The organism is Pseudomonas sp. BP01 (genome assembly GCF_022760795.1).
GTDB lineage: Bacteria > Pseudomonadota > Gammaproteobacteria > Pseudomonadales > Pseudomonadaceae > Aquipseudomonas > Aquipseudomonas putida_Q.
Genome location: NZ_JAFBKA010000025.1, coordinates 39,685 through 56,588, shown reverse-complemented (window position 1 = coordinate 56,588; position 16,904 = coordinate 39,685). Strand labels below are relative to the sequence as shown.

Below are 16,904 nucleotides of genomic sequence, written 5' to 3'. Positions count from 1 at the left end.
GCCTGATTATCGCGCCCGCGTGCACTGCGGGCGCGAATGCGGCACAATTGTGCCCATTGCGTTGAACATGCCCAGGCGATGAGCCCCGGCCGGAGTCCCCATGTCCCTGATAATCACCGACGATTGCATCAATTGCGACGTCTGCGAACCCGAGTGCCCGAACGAGGCCATCTCCCAAGGCGAAGAGATCTACGTGATCGACCCAAACCTGTGCACCCAGTGCGTGGGCCATTACGACGAGCCTCAGTGCCAGCAGGTGTGCCCGGTCGACTGCATCCCGCTGGATGAAGCGCACCCGGAAAGCGAAGAACAGCTGATGGCCAAGTACCGCCGGATTACCGGCAAGGACTGATCGCCGTCTGGCAAGGGCTTCGCCCTTGTTCGCGGGTAAACCCGCTCCCACAGGTAACTAACTGGCCTACAGGCCTGCACCGTACCTGTGGGAGCGGGTTTACCCGCGAATTGGGCCGCAAAGCGGCCCCCAGCCTTACCGCTGGCAGCGCGGGCAATACACGCTCGCCCGCTGCCCCAGCTTCACCTCGCGCAACTCCGTGCCGCACACCTTGCACGGCTGCCCGCCTCGTCCGTAGACGAACAATTCCTGCTGGAAGTACCCCGGCTGCCCATCGCCACCGATGAAGTCGCGCAGGGTGGTACCACCGCGCTCGATCGCCGCCGCCAGCACCCGCTTGATCTCGATCGCCAGCTTCAGGTAGCGCGCCCGTGAAATCCCGCCCGCCTCCCGACGTGGGTCGATACCTGCGGCAAACAGCGCTTCGGTGGCGTAGATGTTGCCCACCCCCACCACCACCGCGTTGTCCATGATGAACGGTTTGACTGCCATCGACCGCCCGCGGGACAGCTGGAACAGGCGCTCACCGTCAAACAGATCCGTCAGCGGCTCAGGGCCGAGGCGCAGCAGTAGCTCGTGGTTCAGCGGGTCCAGGCTCCACAGCATGGCACCAAAGCGGCGCGGGTCGGTGTAGCGCAGCATCAGCCCCGACTCCAGCTCGATGTCGACATGTTCATGCCTGGCCGCCGGCAAACCCAGCTCGACCAGCCGCAAGTTGCCCGACATGCCCAGATGGCTGATCAGCGTACCAACCTCGGCATTGATCAACAGGTACTTGGCGCGCCGCTCGACACTGACAATACGCTGCCCCGACAGGCGCACATCCAGGTCTTCCGGGATTGGCCAGCGCAAGCGCCGGTCGCGCACCACCACGCGGCTGACGCGCTGGCCTTCCAGATGGGGCGCAATACCGCGCCGGGTGGTTTCTACTTCTGGCAATTCCGGCATGTGTCAGTGCCCGCTCAGCTCGCGAATGTTCTGTTTGAGGTTTTCGAAATCGTATTCCGACAGACCAATGTAATCGAGCACCAGCGGGCCCACCACGTTCCATTCGTGGTCCACCGCCTGGTTGCCCAGCACCCGGTAGGACGCGCAGATGTGCTCGGCCATCTTCAGTACCGCCAGCAGGTTCTTCAGCTGGCTCTGGGTATTGCGCGCGCTCTCGTCGCGGAACACGGCCAGGGCGTTGTGATGGTTGGCGATGGCTGCCGTGAGGTGCTCAGGCAGGCGCCAGGACTTGGCGGTGAAATAACCGACCACCGAATGGTTGGTGTTGAACACGCGGTTTTCGGTGTCGACCACCCGCGTTTCTTCGTCGGCCTGGGCATAGGCCTGCACCAGCACGTCCATGTAGTCAGGGAAGCGCTTGAGCATCAGCGGCACGCCACAATCATGGAACAGGCCCAGGGTGTAAGCCTCGTCTGCGGCCTGGACACCGGTGCGTTTGGCCAGGGTCAGGCAGGTCATCGCCACATCCTGGGCGGTATCCCAGAAACGGTTGAGGGTAACGATGGTCTCATCGCTCATCTCGCCCTTGATCGACTGGGCGTTGATCAGGTTTATGATCGAACGGCTGCCCAGGAGGTTCACCGCGCGTTGGATCGAGCCGATCTTGTTGGACAGGCCGAAGTGCGGGGAATTGACCAGCTTGAGCAAGGCGCCCGAGAGCCCCGGGTCCTGGGAAATCAGCTTGGCGATGGTTTCCAGATCCGGGTCAGGCATGTATTGCTCGAACTGCAGGTCTACCATGATCTGCGGTTGCGGCGGGATGGTGATGCCTTGCAAGGCTTGCTGGATCTGTTCGGCGCTGAGTTCTTGGGACATACGTGCACACTCGTTTAGGACCGGGGATTTTAACCCTCTCTGCGCTCGCCGTGACAGGTGCAGCGCCTGGGAAATCGAGCGCCGCCCGCGCGGCGCTCGATCTCCCAGGCGATGCACCTCTAAAGGCGAAAGCACCGCAGACACGCTATACTCCCGCTCTTTTTTCCCGGAGCGACGTCATGTCCCTGCCCAGCCTTCGCCTCAAAGCCAATGCCGACCGCCGCCTGCGCGCCGGCCACCTGTGGGTCTACAGCAACGAAGTCGACGTCACCGCGACCCCGCTGCAAGGCTTCCAGGCCGGTCAGCAGGCCGTTCTCGAGGCGGCCAACGGCAAGCCGCTGGGCATCGTCGCACTCAGCCCCAACAACCTGATCTGCGCCCGCCTGCTGTCGCGCGACATCAAGCTGCCGCTGGACAAGTCGCTGCTGGTACACCGCCTGAACGTCGCCCTGTCGCTGCGCGAGCGCCTGTTCGACAAGCCGTGCTACCGCCTGGTCTACGGCGATTCCGACCTGCTGCCGGGCCTGGTGGTCGACCGCTTCTTCGACATCCTCGTGGTGCAATTGGCCTCGGCCACCATGGAAGCGCACAAGGACGACGTGATCGCGGCCCTGGTGCAGGTGCTCAAGCCCAGCGGCATCCTGTTCAAGAACGACTCCGCCGCGCGTGACGCCGAAGGCCTGCAGCGCTATGTCGAGACCGTCTACGGCGAAGTACCGGACTGGGTGCCGCTGGAAGAGAACGGCGTCAAGTTCGAAGCCCCGGTGCGTGAAGGCCAGAAGACCGGCTGGTTCTACGACCACCGCATGAACCGCGCGCGCCTGGCGCCGTACGTGAAAGGCAAGCGTGTACTCGACCTGTTCAGCTACATCGGTGGCTGGGGCGTGCAGGCCGGTGCGTTCGGCGCCAGCGAAGTATTCTGTGTCGATGCCTCGGGCTTTGCCCTCGATGGCGTGGAGCGTAACGCGGCACTGAATGGCATCAGCGAGAAGCTGACCTGCATCGAAGGCGACGTGTTCGAAGCCCTGCGTGAGCTCAAGGCTGCCGAAGAGCGCTTCGACGTGATCATTGCCGACCCACCCGCCTTCATCAAACGCAAGAAGGACCTGAAAAACGGCGAAGCGGCCTACCGCCGCCTGAACGAACAGGCCATGCGCATGCTCAACAAGGACGGCATCCTGGTCAGCGCTTCGTGCTCGATGCACTTGCCCGAGGACGACCTGAACAACATCCTGCTGACCAGCGCCCGTCACCTGGACCGCAACATGCAGCTGCTCGAGCGCGGCGGCCAGGGCCCGGACCACCCGGTGCACCCGGCCATCGCCGAAACCCGCTACATCAAGAGCATCACGTGCCGCTTGCTGCCAAATAGCTGATATCTGCTACAAAGGGCCGCCCAGCGGCCCTTTCCTGCTGCAAACTCCCCGCCAACCATCCATATCTGCATTCCCTCACCGCGCCAGCGGTGTAGAATCGGCCTATTCATCGCCAGTCATCCCCGGCGGGTTTATGAGCTCTGGCCAAGCACGCGGCGATCCCGTGCTGTCTTCGGCCCCATCCGTGCCAGTGGCAACCGGCCTGCGGCACAAAGGACAAGAGAAGCTCACTCCCCTTTATGTGACCTGATTAAGCCGCCAGGAGTGTTTCATGCCTGATTATCGTTCCAAGACTTCCACCCAAGGCCGCAACATGGCCGGCGCCCGTGCCCTGTGGCGCGCTACCGGGATGAAGGACGAAGATTTCAAGAAACCGATCATCGCCATCGCCAACTCGTTCACCCAGTTCGTCCCGGGCCACGTGCACCTAAAGGACCTGGGCCAGCTGGTTGCCCGCGAAATCGAACGCGCCGGTGGCGTGGCCAAGGAATTCAACACCATCGCGGTCGATGACGGCATCGCCATGGGCCACGACGGCATGCTGTACTCGCTGCCAAGCCGCGAGATCATTGCCGACGCCGTGGAATACATGGTCAACGCCCACTGCGCCGACGCCATCGTGTGCATCTCCAACTGCGACAAGATCACCCCCGGCATGCTGATGGCGGCCCTGCGCCTGAACATCCCGGTGATCTTCGTTTCCGGTGGCCCGATGGAAGCCGGCAAGACCAAGCTGGCCAGCCACGGCCTGGACCTGGTCGACGCCATGGTCATCGCGGCCGACTCCACGGCGTCCGACGAAAAAGTCGCCGAATACGAGCGCAGCGCCTGCCCGACCTGCGGTTCGTGTTCCGGCATGTTCACCGCCAACTCGATGAACTGCCTGACCGAGGCCCTGGGCCTGGCCCTGCCGGGCAACGGCTCGACCCTGGCCACCCACGCCGACCGCGAGCAGCTGTTCCTCACTGCCGGCCGCACCATTGTCGAGCTGTGCAAGCGCTACTACGGCGAGAACGACGAGTCGGTCCTCCCGCGCAGCATCGCCAACTTCAAGGCGTTTGAAAACGCCATGATGCTGGACATCGCCATGGGCGGCTCGACCAACACCATCCTGCACCTGCTGGCCGCAGCCCAGGAAGGCGAAGTCGAATTCGACCTGCGGGACATCGACCGCCTGTCGCGTAAAGTGCCGCAGCTGTGCAAAGTGGCGCCGAACATCCAGAAGTACCATATGGAAGACGTGCACCGCGCCGGCGGCATCTTCAGCATCCTCGGTTCGCTGGCCCGTGGCGGCCTGTTGCACACCGACCTGCCGACCGTGCACAGCCGCAGCATGGAAGAAGCCATCGCCAAATGGGACATCACCCAGACCGACGACGAAGCCGTGCACACCTTCTTCAAGGCCGGCCCTGCCGGTATCCCGACCCAGACTGCGTTCAGCCAGTCGACCCGTTGGGAAACCCTTGATGACGACCGTGAAAACGGCTGCATCCGCAGCTTCGAGCACGCCTACTCGCAAGAAGGCGGCCTGGCTGTGCTGTACGGCAACATCGCCGTTGACGGTTGCGTGGTGAAAACCGCCGGTGTCGACGAATCGATCCACGTGTTCGAAGGCAATGCCAAGATCTTCGAGAGCCAGGACAGCGCCGTGCGCGGCATCCTCGCCGACGAAGTACAGGCTGGCGACATCGTGATCATCCGCTACGAAGGCCCGAAAGGCGGCCCGGGCATGCAGGAAATGCTGTACCCGACCTCGTACCTGAAGTCCAAAGGCCTGGGCAAGGCCTGCGCCCTGCTCACCGACGGGCGCTTCTCGGGCGGCACCTCGGGCCTGTCGATCGGCCACGCCTCGCCGGAAGCCGCTGCTGGCGGTGCCATCGGCCTGGTCCGTGATGGCGACAAGGTGTTGATCGACATCCCTAACCGCTCGATCAACCTGCTGGTCAGCGACGAAGAGCTGGCCGAGCGCCGCATCGAGCAGGACAAGAAGGGCTGGAAGCCCGCTGAAGTGCGCCCACGCAAGGTGACCACCGCGCTGAAGGCCTACGCCCTGCTGGCGACCAGTGCCGACAAAGGCGCAGTGCGCAACAAGGCGATGCTGGAAGGGCTCTGAGGCTTTTTTAGCGTGAAAGAAGAACCGGCGCCCTGGGTGCCGGTTTTTTTATGCCTGTTCCGGCCTCTTCGCGGGTACTACACTGATTTCAGATTCTGTGGAGTACCTGTGGGAGCGGGTTCACCCGCGAAGAGGCCGGAACAGACAACACAACAACTACTGAATCTGCTCCGGCGTCACGATCACCCAGTTCTTGTCCGCCGTCACCGGCAACCCTTCCTTGGCCTGTGCCGCCGCATTCCTGGTAATCATCCCGTTGAGCTGGTCCATGTACTTGGCCTTGCGGTTTATCCACAGGTGGATGCCACCTTTGCCCACATCCACCCCGTGGAACTGCATGTAGCCATCACTGGTCGGCGTGTCGCCGCCCACCAGCACCGGCTTCTTCCATTCATCAATGTAGGTCAGGATGGCCGCCTGCTTGCCCGCCATCCAGGTAGCCGGGGTCCACAGATACGGGGTCAGCTCCAGCCCTTCATTGGCCTTGGCATCGTAATGGCCGGCACTGATCTGCTTGCGCGCCGTGGTCAGTTGGCCATTGCTGCGGTCCTTTAACAGCAGGCTCACGCCGATCACATTCTGCGGCTTCACGTTGTAGCCGTACCTGGGGTCCGAGGCGACCATGCGCACCAGCTCTTCGGAGGCCGCTGAAATCACGTACACCTCGATGCCATTCTCCATCAGCTTGTTGTAGAGCTCGGCCTGGCCCTTGAACACCTTGGGCGGCTGGACCTCGATGGTCTTGACCTGGTCACCTTCGTAATAAGTACTGGGGATCGGCTTGGTAGACGCCATCAGTTCATCCACCTGCACCTTCAATTCCTTCAGGGTAAAACCCGAGAACACCTGGGCCACCCACGGGTAGCAGACCATGTCGTCGACTTCGCACAACCGGTAGTAGTAGCTGAACAGGCTTTCCTTGTGCTCGGCAGTGTCCTTGAACGGCATCAGCTTCAGCGAGGGGTCAAGCTTGTCGCGGCTCAGCAGGCCCTTGTTTTCCATGAACGGCAGCAGGGCTTCTTCCAGGTCATAGCGGTAGCTGGTGTTGTCCATGTCGAACACCGCGTAGTTACCCTTGTTGGCATTGGCAGCGATCATGCTGTCGAGCTGCTTGGCGGCCTCGGCGGGCCAATGCTTGAGCTCGGTGGCGAAGGTTTCGATACTGAACAGCAGGGACAGGCCGATGGCGGCGGCTTTCACAGCGACTTTCATGTACGAATCTCCTGAAATGACCCAGAAACGCTAGTGCAACAATCCCCACTGCCAACCCTCCATAACGACCTCCATACAGCCGCAAACGCCGCGTTGATTGCAATCCGCGACACTTCGTTATTCCATAAACGACTATGAAAATTCCATTTGGGTATAAATTCGTTTGTTTTCAGGCTGTTAGCATTTCCGTTCGCAATCGCTCACAGAGGCGATGCCACTTCTGCTTTTTTCTGCTGGAGCTTCAATGAACCTGCCGCTGTCTCTTAACCTGCTGGCGTTCCTGGCCCTGTTGCTGGGCCTGGCACAAACCCGCCGCACTGACTGGAGCCTGGCCAAGAAGGTACTGCTGGGCCTGGTGCTTGGCGTCGTCTTCGGCCTGGCCCTGCACACGATCTACGGCGCTGGCCACCCCGTGCTCAAGGCCACCATCGCCTGGCTCGACCTGGTCGGCAACGGCTATGTCGGCCTGTTGCAGATGATTGTCATGCCGCTGATCTTCGCCTCGATCCTCAGTGCCGTGGCGCGCCTGCACAATGCCTCATCGCTGGGCCGCATCAGCGTGCTGAGCATCGGCACCCTGCTGCTGACCACCGCCATCGCCGCGCTGATCGGCATCGTGCTCACCAACCTGTTCGGCCTGAGTGCCGAAGGCCTGGTGGCCGGTGTGCAGGAAAGCGCGCGCATGCAGGTTATCCACAGCGACTACGCCGGCAAGGTCGCCGACCTCAATATCCCGCAGCTGCTGCTGTCGTTCATCCCCAGCAACCCGGTGGGTGACCTGGCGCGGGCCAAGCCGACCTCGATCATCAGCGTGGTGATCTTCGCCGTGTTCGTCGGCCTGGCCGCGCTGCAGCTGATCAAGGACGATGCCGAGAAAGGCGAGCGCGCCCTGTCGGCCATCGACACCCTGCAAGCCTGGGTGATGCGCCTGGTGCGGGTGGTAATGAAACTGACCCCGTATGGCGTGCTGGCGTTGATGACCAAGGTGGTGGCCAGCTCGAACATGGAAGACATCCTCAAGCTGGGCAGCTTTGTGGTGGTGTCGTACCTGGGGCTGGGGCTGATGTTCGTGGTGCATGCCGTGATCCTGGCTGCGACCGGAGTGAGCCCGCTGCGCTTCTTCCGCAAGGTGTGGCCGGTGCTGACCTTCGCCTTCACCAGCCGCTCCAGCGCCGCCAGCATTCCGCTGAACATCGAAGCGCAAACCCGCCGCCTGGGTGTGCCGCAGTCGATTGCCAGCTTCAGCGCATCGTTCGGCACCACCATTGGCCAGAACGGCTGCGCCGGCCTCTATCCCGCCATGCTGGCGGTGATGGTGGCACCGGCGGTGGGCATCGATACCTTCGACCCGCTGTGGATCGCTACCCTGGTGGCCATCGTCACGCTGAGTTCCGCTGGGGTTGCCGGCGTGGGTGGCGGTGCCACCTTTGCCGCATTGATCGTGCTGCCCGCCATGGGCTTGCCGGTGGAACTGGTGGCGTTGCTGATTTCCGTAGAGCCGCTGATCGACATGGGGCGTACGGCGCTGAACGTGAACGGTTCGATGACCGCGGGCGTGGTCACCAGCCAGCTGCTGAAAGAGACCGACAAGGACGTGCTGGCCGGCGATGAACATGCCGAATTGAGCCACTCCTGACAGATCGCCGGGGGCGCTTCGCGCCCCCGACATCTCAAACCTTGTCCCAAACCTCGAAGTGATAAGCAGGCTTACCTTCCTCAACCTGTGCCTCACTCGACTCCAGCTTCCAATGCTCCTCATCAAACGCAGGAAACCAGGCATCCCCTTCCGGCGCCATTTCCACCCGCGTCAGGTACATGCGGCTGACCAGCCCCTTCTCCAGCGCCTGGCCATACAGCTGCGCCCCGCCAATCAGCATCAGCTCTTCAACGCCCTGCTCGCGCGCCCACTGCTCGGCCCGCACCAGCGCCTCTTCAAGCGACGCAAACACCTCGGCACCCGCCAGTTCAAGCCCCCGCTGGCGGCTGACGACGATATTCAACCGCCCAGGCAGCGGCCGCCCCAGCGAATCCCAGGTCTTGCGCCCCATGATGATCGGCTTGCCCAGGGTGGTGGCCTTGAAGTACTTGAAATCCCCAGGCAAATGCCAGGGCATGGAATTGTCGATGCCGATCACGCGGTTCTCGGCATAAGCCGCGATCAGGCTAAGAGGGAGTGATGTATTCATGCCAGCGAGGATAGCACCGGGCGTGTGGGTTATGCTTCTGCCCTGACCTGTGCAATGGAAGACCATGTGACTGAACCGACTCCACTGGACAAGCGCTGGCTCACCGAAGCGGTACGCCTGCGCGAGGAACACGCCGGCCCCCTGGAGGACCAGGAAGCCAACCGCCGCGCCCGCCAGTTGGGCGGCGACCTGGCGGCCCGCATCGAAACCCGTGCACTGTTCCTGGCCGAACGCGACGGCATGAGCGCCGCCCTGCGCCACTGGAAGCAAGGTGCGCGCCTGGCGCTGCTGGCCTTGTTGCTGATGGCCGTGCTCAGCGGCGCGGGCCTGGCCCTGGCCGCCCTGGGTGATGGGCAGCGACCGGTGAACGTATTCTGGGCCCTGGGCAGCCTGCTCGGGCTGAACCTGCTGATGCTGCTGGGCTGGGCCATCGGTTTTGCCCTGAGCGGCGAGCATGGCGCGGGCCTAGGGCGCCTGTGGCTATGGCTGAGTGAACGCTTTGCCCGCGATGCCCAGGCCGCACACCTGGCACCTGCGCTGCTGGTACTGCTGCAACGCCAACGCCTGAACCGCTGGCTGCTCGGCCTGCTGGCGCATGGCCTGTGGCTGCTGGCCATGCTCACCGCCCTGGGCATGCTGTTGGCCTTGCTGGCGACCCGGCGCTATGGCTTTGTCTGGGAAACCACGCTGCTTGCCGCCGACCCGTTCATCCACCTGACCCAAGCCCTGGGTGCCTTGCCTTCGCTGCTGGGCTTTGCCGTGCCCGACGAAGCCATGATCCGCGCCAGCGGTGACACCTTGCCGGCCCTGGAGCAAGCCCGCCAGGCCTGGGCCAGCTGGTTGCTAGGGGTGGTGCTGGTGTTCGGCCTGTTACCACGCCTGGTACTGGCCGCATTGTGCCTGTGGCGCTGGCGCCAGGGCCGCGAGCGGCTGGCGCTGGACCTGAGCCTGCCCGGCTACGCGCAACTGCGTGATGCACTGATGCCACGCAGCGAACGCATCGGCGTGCAGGACGCTGCGCCCCAGGCCCTGCCGCAGTTTGCCGCCGGCCAGCTGGAAAGCGGCAGCAGCGGCGCCCTGCTGGTAGGCCTGGAGCTCGACGACCAGCGCCCCTGGCCGCCCGCACTGCCGAAAAGCGTGATCGATGCGGGCGTGCTCGACAGCCGCGAGTCGCGCAACCGGCTGCTCGAACAACTCAGCCGCTTTCCCCCGGCACGCCTGGCCATCGCCTGCGACCCCCGGCGCTCGCCCGACCGCGGCAGCCTGGCGTTGCTCGCCGAACTGGCGCGCAATGCCGGCGCAACTCGTATCTGGCTGCTGCAGGCTGCACCGGGCCAGGCCGTCGATGCCCAGCGCCTCGGCGATTGGCACGAAGCCCTTGACCGCCTTGGCCTGCAGCATGCCGACACCTCACCACTGACCTGGCTGGAGCATGGCCATGACTGAGCCACTGAAACTGGCCGTGGTCGGCCATACCAACGTCGGCAAGACCTCGCTGCTGCGCACGCTGACCCGCGACGTAGGCTTTGGCGAAGTGTCCCACCGCCCCAGCACCACCCGCCATGTAGAAGGTGCGCGCTTGTCGGTGGACGGCGAACCCTTGCTGGAGCTGTACGACACCCCGGGCCTGGAGGATGCCATCGCCTTGCTCGACTACCTCGAGCGGCTGGAACGCCCAGGCGAGCGCCTGGACGGCCCGGCCCGCCTGGAGCGCTTTCTGCAAGGCAGCGAGGCGCGCCAGCGTTTCGAGCAGGAGGCCAAGGTGCTGCGCCAGTTGCTGGCCAGCGATGCCGGCCTGTATGTAATCGATGCGCGCGAGCCGGTGCTGGCCAAGTACCGCGATGAACTGGAAGTGCTGGCCAGCTGCGGCAAGCCATTGCTGCCGGTGCTCAACTTCGTCGCCAGCCACCAGCACCGCGAGCCGCAATGGCGTGAAGCCCTTGCCCGGCTTGGCCTTCACGCGTTGGTGCGGTTCGACAGCGTGGCCCCGCCCGAGGATGGCGAGCGCCGTTTGTACGAAAGCCTGGCCCTGCTGCTGGAGGACGCCCGCCCAGCCCTGCAGCGGCTGATCGACGACCAGCAGGCACAGCGCCTGGCCCGCCAGCACAGTGGCAAGCGGCTGATTGCCGAGCTACTGCTGGACTGCGCCGCCTGCCGGCGTAGCGTCGAGGCCGAGCCCGCGGCCGAAGCCAAGGCCATAGAGGCGCTGCGCCAGGACATACGCCAACGTGAACAGCGTTGCGTCGAAGCCTTGCTCAAGCTGTATGCCTTCCGCCGCGAGGATGCCCATGCCAGCGACCTGCCGTTGCTGGATGGCCGCTGGGGCGATGACCTGTTCAATCCTGAAACCCTGAAGCTGCTGGGCGTGCGCCTGGGCAGCGGCGTGGCGGCCGGAGCTGCAGCCGGGGCCGGGGTCGATCTGCTGGTCGGCGGGCTTACCCTCGGCGCGGCAGCGCTGGCCGGGGCGATTGCCGGCGGCGCGCTGCAGACGGCGCGCAACTATGGCTCGCGGTTGCTGGGCAAGCTCAAGGGCAAGCGCGAGCTGACGGTCGACGACACGGTGTTGCGCCTGCTGGCTTTGCGTCAGCAGCAGTTGATGGTGGCGCTGGATAACCGCGGGCATGCGGCGCAAGACAGCATCAGGCTGGGTGAGCTGGAGGAGAAGGCCTGGCGCGAGGGCAAGTTGCCAGAGGCACTGGTGAAGGCCCGGGCGCATCCGCAATGGTCGACGCTCAACCCAGGGGCAAAGCTGAATCAGGCTGAGCGGCAGGAACAGCTGGAGGCACTGGTTTCCCAATTTTGAGTGGCCAGGTCTGGCCCCTTCGCGGGCACGCCCGCTTCCACAGCGATAGCGCACAGCCATGGACCTGCGCAGTACCTGTGGGAGCGGGCATGCCCGCGAAGAGGCCGGTACAGGTTACTGCTGGGCCACCTTCTCCGACTTGCCGTCGTAGCGCTTGCGCCACTCGGCCAGAATCTGGTCACGGTTCTTCGATGCCCAGGCAAAGTCGTTCTTGATCAGGCGCTGCTCATAGTCCGCCGGTAGCTCGGTCTGCGGCTTGGCAATACCCGGCGCGGCCAGCACGGCGAAGTTCTCCTTGTACAGCTCCATGGCCGCCGGGCTGGCCGAGAAATCAGCCAGGCGCTTGGCCGCATCCGCCTTGGGCGAGCCCTTGATCACCGCAGTCGCCTCGATCTCCCAGCCCAGGCCTTCCTTCGGCAACACGATGTCCAGCGGCGCGCCCTGGCGCTTTAGCTGCACGGCCGGGTACTCGAACGAGATACCGATCGGAAACTCCCCCGCTGCCGCCAGCTTGCACGGCTTGGAGCCGGAGTGAACGTACTGGCCGATGTTCTGGTGCAGCGCGTCCATGTAGGCCCAGCCTTGCGGCTCGCCAAAGGTCTGCAGCCAGGCGCTCACGTCAAGGAAGCCGGTACCCGACGAGGCCGGGTTCGGCATGACGATCTTGCCCTTGTACTCAGGCTTGGTCAGGTCCTGCCAGCTCACCGGCTTGCTCAGGCCCTGCTTCTCGGCCTCGATGGTGTTGAAGCAGATGGTCGCGGCCCACACGTCCATACCCACCCAGGCCGGTGGGTTGGCAGCGTCGCGGTAGTTGCCGGAAATCTTGCCCAGGTCCTTGGGTGCATAGGCTTCCAGCATGCCGTTCTGGTCAAGAATGGCCAGGCTGGACGCCGCCAGGCCCCACACCGCGTCGGCTTGCGGGCGGTCTTTTTCGGCCAGCAGCTTGGCGGTGATGATACCGGTGGAATCGCGGACCCACTTGATCTCGATGTCCGGGTTGGCTTTTTCGAAGGCCTGTTTGTAGCTCTTCAGCTGTTCGGCTTCCAGGGCGGTGTAGACCGTCAGCTGGGTACCGGCGGCCGAAGCCTGCAGGCTGAACACGGCGCAAACGGCAGCGGCAAGTGCAAGGTGCTTGTACATGGGTAGGTTCCTTACAGGTCAGACGGTCGCGGCGCGTTGGCGCCAGGCTTGGGAGCGGCGCAACAGGCCGCGTGAGGCTGCGGCCAGCAGCAGTGAAGCGCCGGCACTGGTCAGCAGAATCAGGGTGGACATGGCGGCGGCACCGCCAACGTTGCCGGCGTCATCCATGTTCAGCACGGCAACGGCCGCCAGGATGGTGTCGGGGCTGTACAGGAAGATCGCCGCCGACACGGTGGTCATCGCCGAAACGAACAGGTAGCGGATGATGTCCAGCAGCGCCGGCAGGCAGATCGGTACGGTCACGCGCAGGAAGTGCTTGTACAGCGGCGCCTTCAGCGACAGCGCGGCGGCCTCGAACTCGCCATCAAGCTGGCGCAGCGCGGTGGTTGCGGTCATCTGCGCAGTGGTCAGGTAATGGGCGATGGTGCACACCACCAACAGCCCCATGCTGCCGTACAGCACATGCAGCGGGTTGCCGTTCAGGTTGAAGAAGAAGACGTAACCCAGGCCCAGCACCAGGCCCGGCACGGCCATGGGGATGAAGCTGAGCAGGCGCAGCACCTGGTTGAGCAGCCGCTGGCCCTGGGTCTTCTCCATCAGGTAGGCACCGGTGAAGATCACGATGCTGCCGATCAGCGCGGTGCCGATGGCCATGCTCACGCTGTTGCGGTAGGCCAGCCAGCCGCCACCTGCGGTGTCTTCGAACATGTAGTGCCGCAGCGACAATGACAGGTTGTACGGCCAGAACGTGACCAGCGACGAATACACCGCCATGCCGATCACCAGCAGCAAAACCGCGCACACCAGCAGCACAATGGCCAGGAAGCAGGCATCGCGGCCACGCGATGGCTTGGGCTCGAACACCTGGGCACGGCCGCTCATGGCCTCGCCCTGGCGCCGGCGCAGCCAAGCGTCGACGCTGAAGCTGAACAGGGCCGGCAACAACAGCACCATGCCGATGAGCGCACCACGGCCGAACTGTTGCTGGCCGACAACCGCCTTGTAGGCCTCCAGCGCCAGCACCTGATAGTCGCCACCGACCACCACCGGCACACCGAAGTCGGTGATGGTCAGGGTGAACACCAGGCAGAACGCCGCGAACACCGCCTGGCGAGTGGCCGGCCAGGTGATGCTGGCAAACGCCCGCGATGGGCCGGCGCCCATGCTGGAGGCGGCATCGAACAGGCGGGCATCGGCCAGTGACAGCGCCGACAGCAGAATCATCAGCGCATGCGGAAAGGTGTAGATGGCCTCGCCCAGCACGATGCCCCAGAAGCCGTAAATGTTGTCGCTGAGCAGCCCGCGCAGCAGCCCTTGGTTACCGAACAGGTAGACCAAAGCGATGGCCGGCAGCATCGACGGCGCCAGCAGCGGCAGCAGCGAAATCCCCCGCCACAGGCCCTTGGCCGGGATCAGCGTGCGCTGCAGGGCATAGGCAAACAAGTAGGCCAGCGGTACCACGATGGCCGCGACGGTGAACGCCACCGACAGGCTGTTGCCCAGCAACCAGTGGAAGTTGTCGCTGGCGAACAGTTCACGGGCTGCCAGCAAGCCGCCGCCCTGGCCCGCGTCAGCGCTGAAGCCACGCCAGAAGATCGCCAGCAGCGGCATCAGCACGGCCAGCACCAACAGGATCAGCAGCAGGCTCTTGCCGCCGACCACGAACAACCGGTCACCCAGGGCGACGCCAGCACGCGCGGCTTTGGCCTGGCTCAACGGCAGGGACATTGGCGCGGCCATCTCAGGCAAACACCTGCAGGCTCTGTGGCGGCAGCGCCACCCAGATGTCCTGCGAACCCAGGCGCGGCATGGCTTCGGGGGCCAGCTCGGCCAGCAGGGCATGACCTGGCAAGGCCTTGAGCTCAAAACTCATGCGGCAGCGATTACCGAGAAAGGTGATTTCGCGGACCATGGCCGGGAACAGGTTTTCTTCGTGTACCACCGGGTTGACCGTGATCGCCTCCGGGCGGCAGAACAGCCGGCCACTGCTGGCCTGGGCCGACCCCGGGGCCAGGCGCATGTTCATGTCGCCGACCTGGGCATGGCTGTCGCCGCTGCGCTGGAACGGCAGCCAGTTGCCTTGGCCGACGAACTCGGCAACGAACGGCGTGGCCGGCTGGTCGTAGATTTCCTGCGGGGTGGCGTACTGCTCGACCTGGCCGTTGTTCATCACCGCAATGCGGTCGGCCATCAGCATGGCCTCGTCCTGATTGTGGGTCACCATCAGGGTGGTGATGCCCAGCTGGCGTTGCAGCTGGCGCAGCTCGGTGCACAGGTGCTCGCGTACCCGGGCGTCCAGCGCCGACATCGGCTCGTCGAGCAGTAGCAGGGATGGCGACGGCGCCAGCGCGCGGGCCAGGGCCACACGTTGCTGCTGGCCACCGGAGAGCTGGCCTGGGTATTTCTTCTCGCTGCCAGAAAGGCCTACCAGTTCGAGCATTTCGGCCACCCGCTGGCGGGCCTGCTCGCGGCCACTGCCGGTCAGGCCGTAGGCGATGTTGGCTTCGACGGTCAGGTTGGGGAACAGCGCGTAGGACTGGAACAGGATGCCGTAGTCACGGGCCTGGGGCGGCAGCTCGGAGATATCACGCTCGCCGATGTACAGCGTGCCGCGGTCCTGGCGCTCCAGGCCGGCGATGCAGCGCAGCAGGGTGGTCTTGCCACAGCCGGACGGGCCGAGCAGGCACACCAGTTCGCCCGCGGCGATGTCCAGCGATACATCGTTGAGCGCCGTAAAGGCACCGAAGCGCTTGTGGATGTTGCGCACTTGCATCTGTGCGCCGGGGGTGGTGTGGTTCATGGCAGGGCCTCATCGAAGAGATGGGGCCATGCTAGGAAGGCTGTGCGAAGGTTCTGTGGCTTTAAGGCAAAAGCCGGTGATAGTGGTATAGGCAGATTTTGTACTGGCTGTGAGGGCCCTATCGCCGGCAAGCCAGCTCCCACAGGTACACCTGCGCCCTTGAGAGCTATGCAGTCTCTGTGGGAGCTGGCTGCCGGCGATAGGGCCAGTACAGCCATTAAAGAATTATCAGAAGTGCGAGCCGGCCACTTCCTGCGCCACCCCAAGAAAGGCAGCCGGCAACCGGGCCTGGCGCCGTTCTTTCAGGCAATACAGGTATTCATGCATCACCGGCGCATCCTCCAGCACCAGCACCCGCAGCTCCGGGTTGTGGGGCACCTCGTGGCGGGCAATCACGCTGATGCCGATGTTGCGCAGCACCGCCTCGCGGATCGACTCGCGGCTGCCGATTTCCAGCAAAGCGCCAGCCTGAACCCCGGCCTCCTGCATCATCTGCTCGGTCAGCTTGCGGGTGGTCGAGCCCTTTTCGCGCATCAACAGGCAATGCCCGGCCACCACGTCGATGGACACCGTCTGGCGATGGGCCAACGGGTGGTTGCGGTGCACCGCCACCACCAGTGGATCGGTGCCCAGCACCCGCCGCACCAGCCGGGCGTCCTCCACCAGTTGCGACGACGCGGCGATATCCACCCGGTAGTCTTCGAGCATTTCCAGCACCTGCTGCGAGTTGCCGATCTCCACCGCTACATCCACCTGCGGCAAGCGTTCGCGGTAGATCTTCACCAGGTCGAGAATGTAGTAAGGCGCCGTGGCGGCGATGCGCAAGCTGCCTTGAGCCTGGCCGCTGTTGCGCAGCTCGAACTCGATATCGGCCTCCTGTTGCAGCAGCGCCTTGACCATCGGCAGCAGTCGCACGCCCTCTTCGCTCAGCACCAGGCGCCGCCCGCCCCGGTAGAACAGCTCTACCGCGTAGTGGCTTTCCAGGTTGCGAATCTGCGTGGTCACCGTGGGCTGGCTGAGCCCGAGCTTCTTCGCCGCCAGGGTGATGCTGCCCAGGCGGGCCACCATGTAAAAGGCTTTTAGCTCCGAACTCAGCAT

General features: G+C 64.2%; 14 protein-coding genes. 6 read left to right on the top strand and 8 right to left on the bottom strand.

Annotated features, from left to right (window positions below):
- Positions 1–100 precede the first annotated feature (100 nt).
- Positions 101–352 carry a YfhL family 4Fe-4S dicluster ferredoxin gene (locus JOY50_RS20765; protein WP_016502084.1) on the top strand — a complete coding sequence of 84 codons (252 nt, stop codon included), beginning with the start codon at positions 101–103 and terminating at the stop codon, positions 350–352.
- 135 nt (positions 353–487) lie between these two features.
- Here the strand turns inward: JOY50_RS20765 and mutM are convergent, their stop codons facing one another.
- Positions 488–1,300, bottom strand: a complete 813-nt coding sequence (gene mutM / locus JOY50_RS20760) for a bifunctional DNA-formamidopyrimidine glycosylase/DNA-(apurinic or apyrimidinic site) lyase (protein WP_049276511.1) — start codon at positions 1,298–1,300, stop codon at positions 488–490.
- Between the two features lie 3 nt (positions 1,301–1,303).
- Positions 1,304–2,122 carry an HDOD domain-containing protein gene (locus tag JOY50_RS20755; protein WP_169725196.1) on the bottom strand — a complete coding sequence of 273 codons (819 nt, stop codon included), beginning with the start codon at positions 2,120–2,122 and terminating at the stop codon, positions 1,304–1,306.
- A 233-nt stretch (positions 2,123–2,355) separates the two neighbouring features.
- Between JOY50_RS20755 and JOY50_RS20750 the strand changes: the two genes are divergently transcribed.
- Complete coding sequence (locus JOY50_RS20750; RefSeq protein WP_132844928.1) at positions 2,356–3,552, top strand: class I SAM-dependent rRNA methyltransferase; 1,197 nt, start codon at positions 2,356–2,358, stop codon at positions 3,550–3,552.
- A 271-nt stretch (positions 3,553–3,823) separates the two neighbouring features.
- Positions 3,824–5,665: a dihydroxy-acid dehydratase gene (ilvD, locus tag JOY50_RS20745; protein ID WP_132844925.1), complete on the top strand. Its 1,842-nt coding sequence runs from the start codon at positions 3,824–3,826 to the stop codon at positions 5,663–5,665.
- A 156-nt stretch (positions 5,666–5,821) separates the two neighbouring features.
- Here the strand turns inward: ilvD and JOY50_RS20740 are convergent, their stop codons facing one another.
- The gene (locus JOY50_RS20740; protein ID WP_138737085.1) at positions 5,822–6,877 is read right to left on the bottom strand and encodes a haloacid dehalogenase-like hydrolase; all 1,056 of its coding nucleotides are present in this window, start codon (positions 6,875–6,877) and stop codon (positions 5,822–5,824) included.
- 244 nt (positions 6,878–7,121) lie between these two features.
- Between JOY50_RS20740 and JOY50_RS20735 the strand changes: the two genes are divergently transcribed.
- Positions 7,122–8,513 (top strand): L-cystine transporter, encoded by a 1,392-nt coding sequence (locus JOY50_RS20735; RefSeq protein ID WP_019473235.1) that lies wholly within the window; start codon positions 7,122–7,124, stop codon positions 8,511–8,513.
- A 34-nt stretch (positions 8,514–8,547) separates the two neighbouring features.
- Here the strand turns inward: JOY50_RS20735 and JOY50_RS20730 are convergent, their stop codons facing one another.
- The gene (locus JOY50_RS20730; protein ID WP_138737084.1) at positions 8,548–9,063 is read right to left on the bottom strand and encodes a dihydrofolate reductase; all 516 of its coding nucleotides are present in this window, start codon (positions 9,061–9,063) and stop codon (positions 8,548–8,550) included.
- Between the two features lie 54 nt (positions 9,064–9,117).
- Between JOY50_RS20730 and JOY50_RS20725 the strand changes: the two genes are divergently transcribed.
- Positions 9,118–10,509 (top strand): DUF2868 domain-containing protein, encoded by a 1,392-nt coding sequence (locus JOY50_RS20725; protein WP_138737092.1) that lies wholly within the window; start codon positions 9,118–9,120, stop codon positions 10,507–10,509.
- On the top strand, positions 10,502–11,866 hold the full coding sequence (locus JOY50_RS20720; RefSeq protein ID WP_138737083.1) for a GTPase/DUF3482 domain-containing protein: 1,365 nt from the start codon (positions 10,502–10,504) through the stop codon (positions 11,864–11,866). Before JOY50_RS20725 ends, JOY50_RS20720 begins: the two co-directional genes overlap by 8 nt.
- A gap of 114 nt (positions 11,867–11,980) precedes the next feature.
- Here the strand turns inward: JOY50_RS20720 and JOY50_RS20715 are convergent, their stop codons facing one another.
- The 4 genes from JOY50_RS20715 to JOY50_RS20700 form a co-directional block, all read right to left on the bottom strand.
- Entirely contained in the window at positions 11,981–13,006 is a 1,026-nt protein-coding gene (locus JOY50_RS20715; protein ID WP_086978583.1) for a putative 2-aminoethylphosphonate ABC transporter substrate-binding protein, read from the bottom strand.
- 18 nt (positions 13,007–13,024) lie between these two features.
- The gene (locus JOY50_RS20710) at positions 13,025–14,746 is read right to left on the bottom strand and encodes a putative 2-aminoethylphosphonate ABC transporter permease subunit (protein ID WP_132844913.1); all 1,722 of its coding nucleotides are present in this window, start codon (positions 14,744–14,746) and stop codon (positions 13,025–13,027) included.
- A gap of 1 nt (position 14,747) precedes the next feature.
- Complete coding sequence (locus JOY50_RS20705) at positions 14,748–15,806, bottom strand: putative 2-aminoethylphosphonate ABC transporter ATP-binding protein (RefSeq protein WP_132844910.1); 1,059 nt, start codon at positions 15,804–15,806, stop codon at positions 14,748–14,750.
- Between the two features lie 228 nt (positions 15,807–16,034).
- Positions 16,035–16,904, bottom strand: coding sequence for a LysR family transcriptional regulator (locus tag JOY50_RS20700; protein WP_132844908.1), 870 nt, complete (start codon positions 16,902–16,904; stop codon positions 16,035–16,037).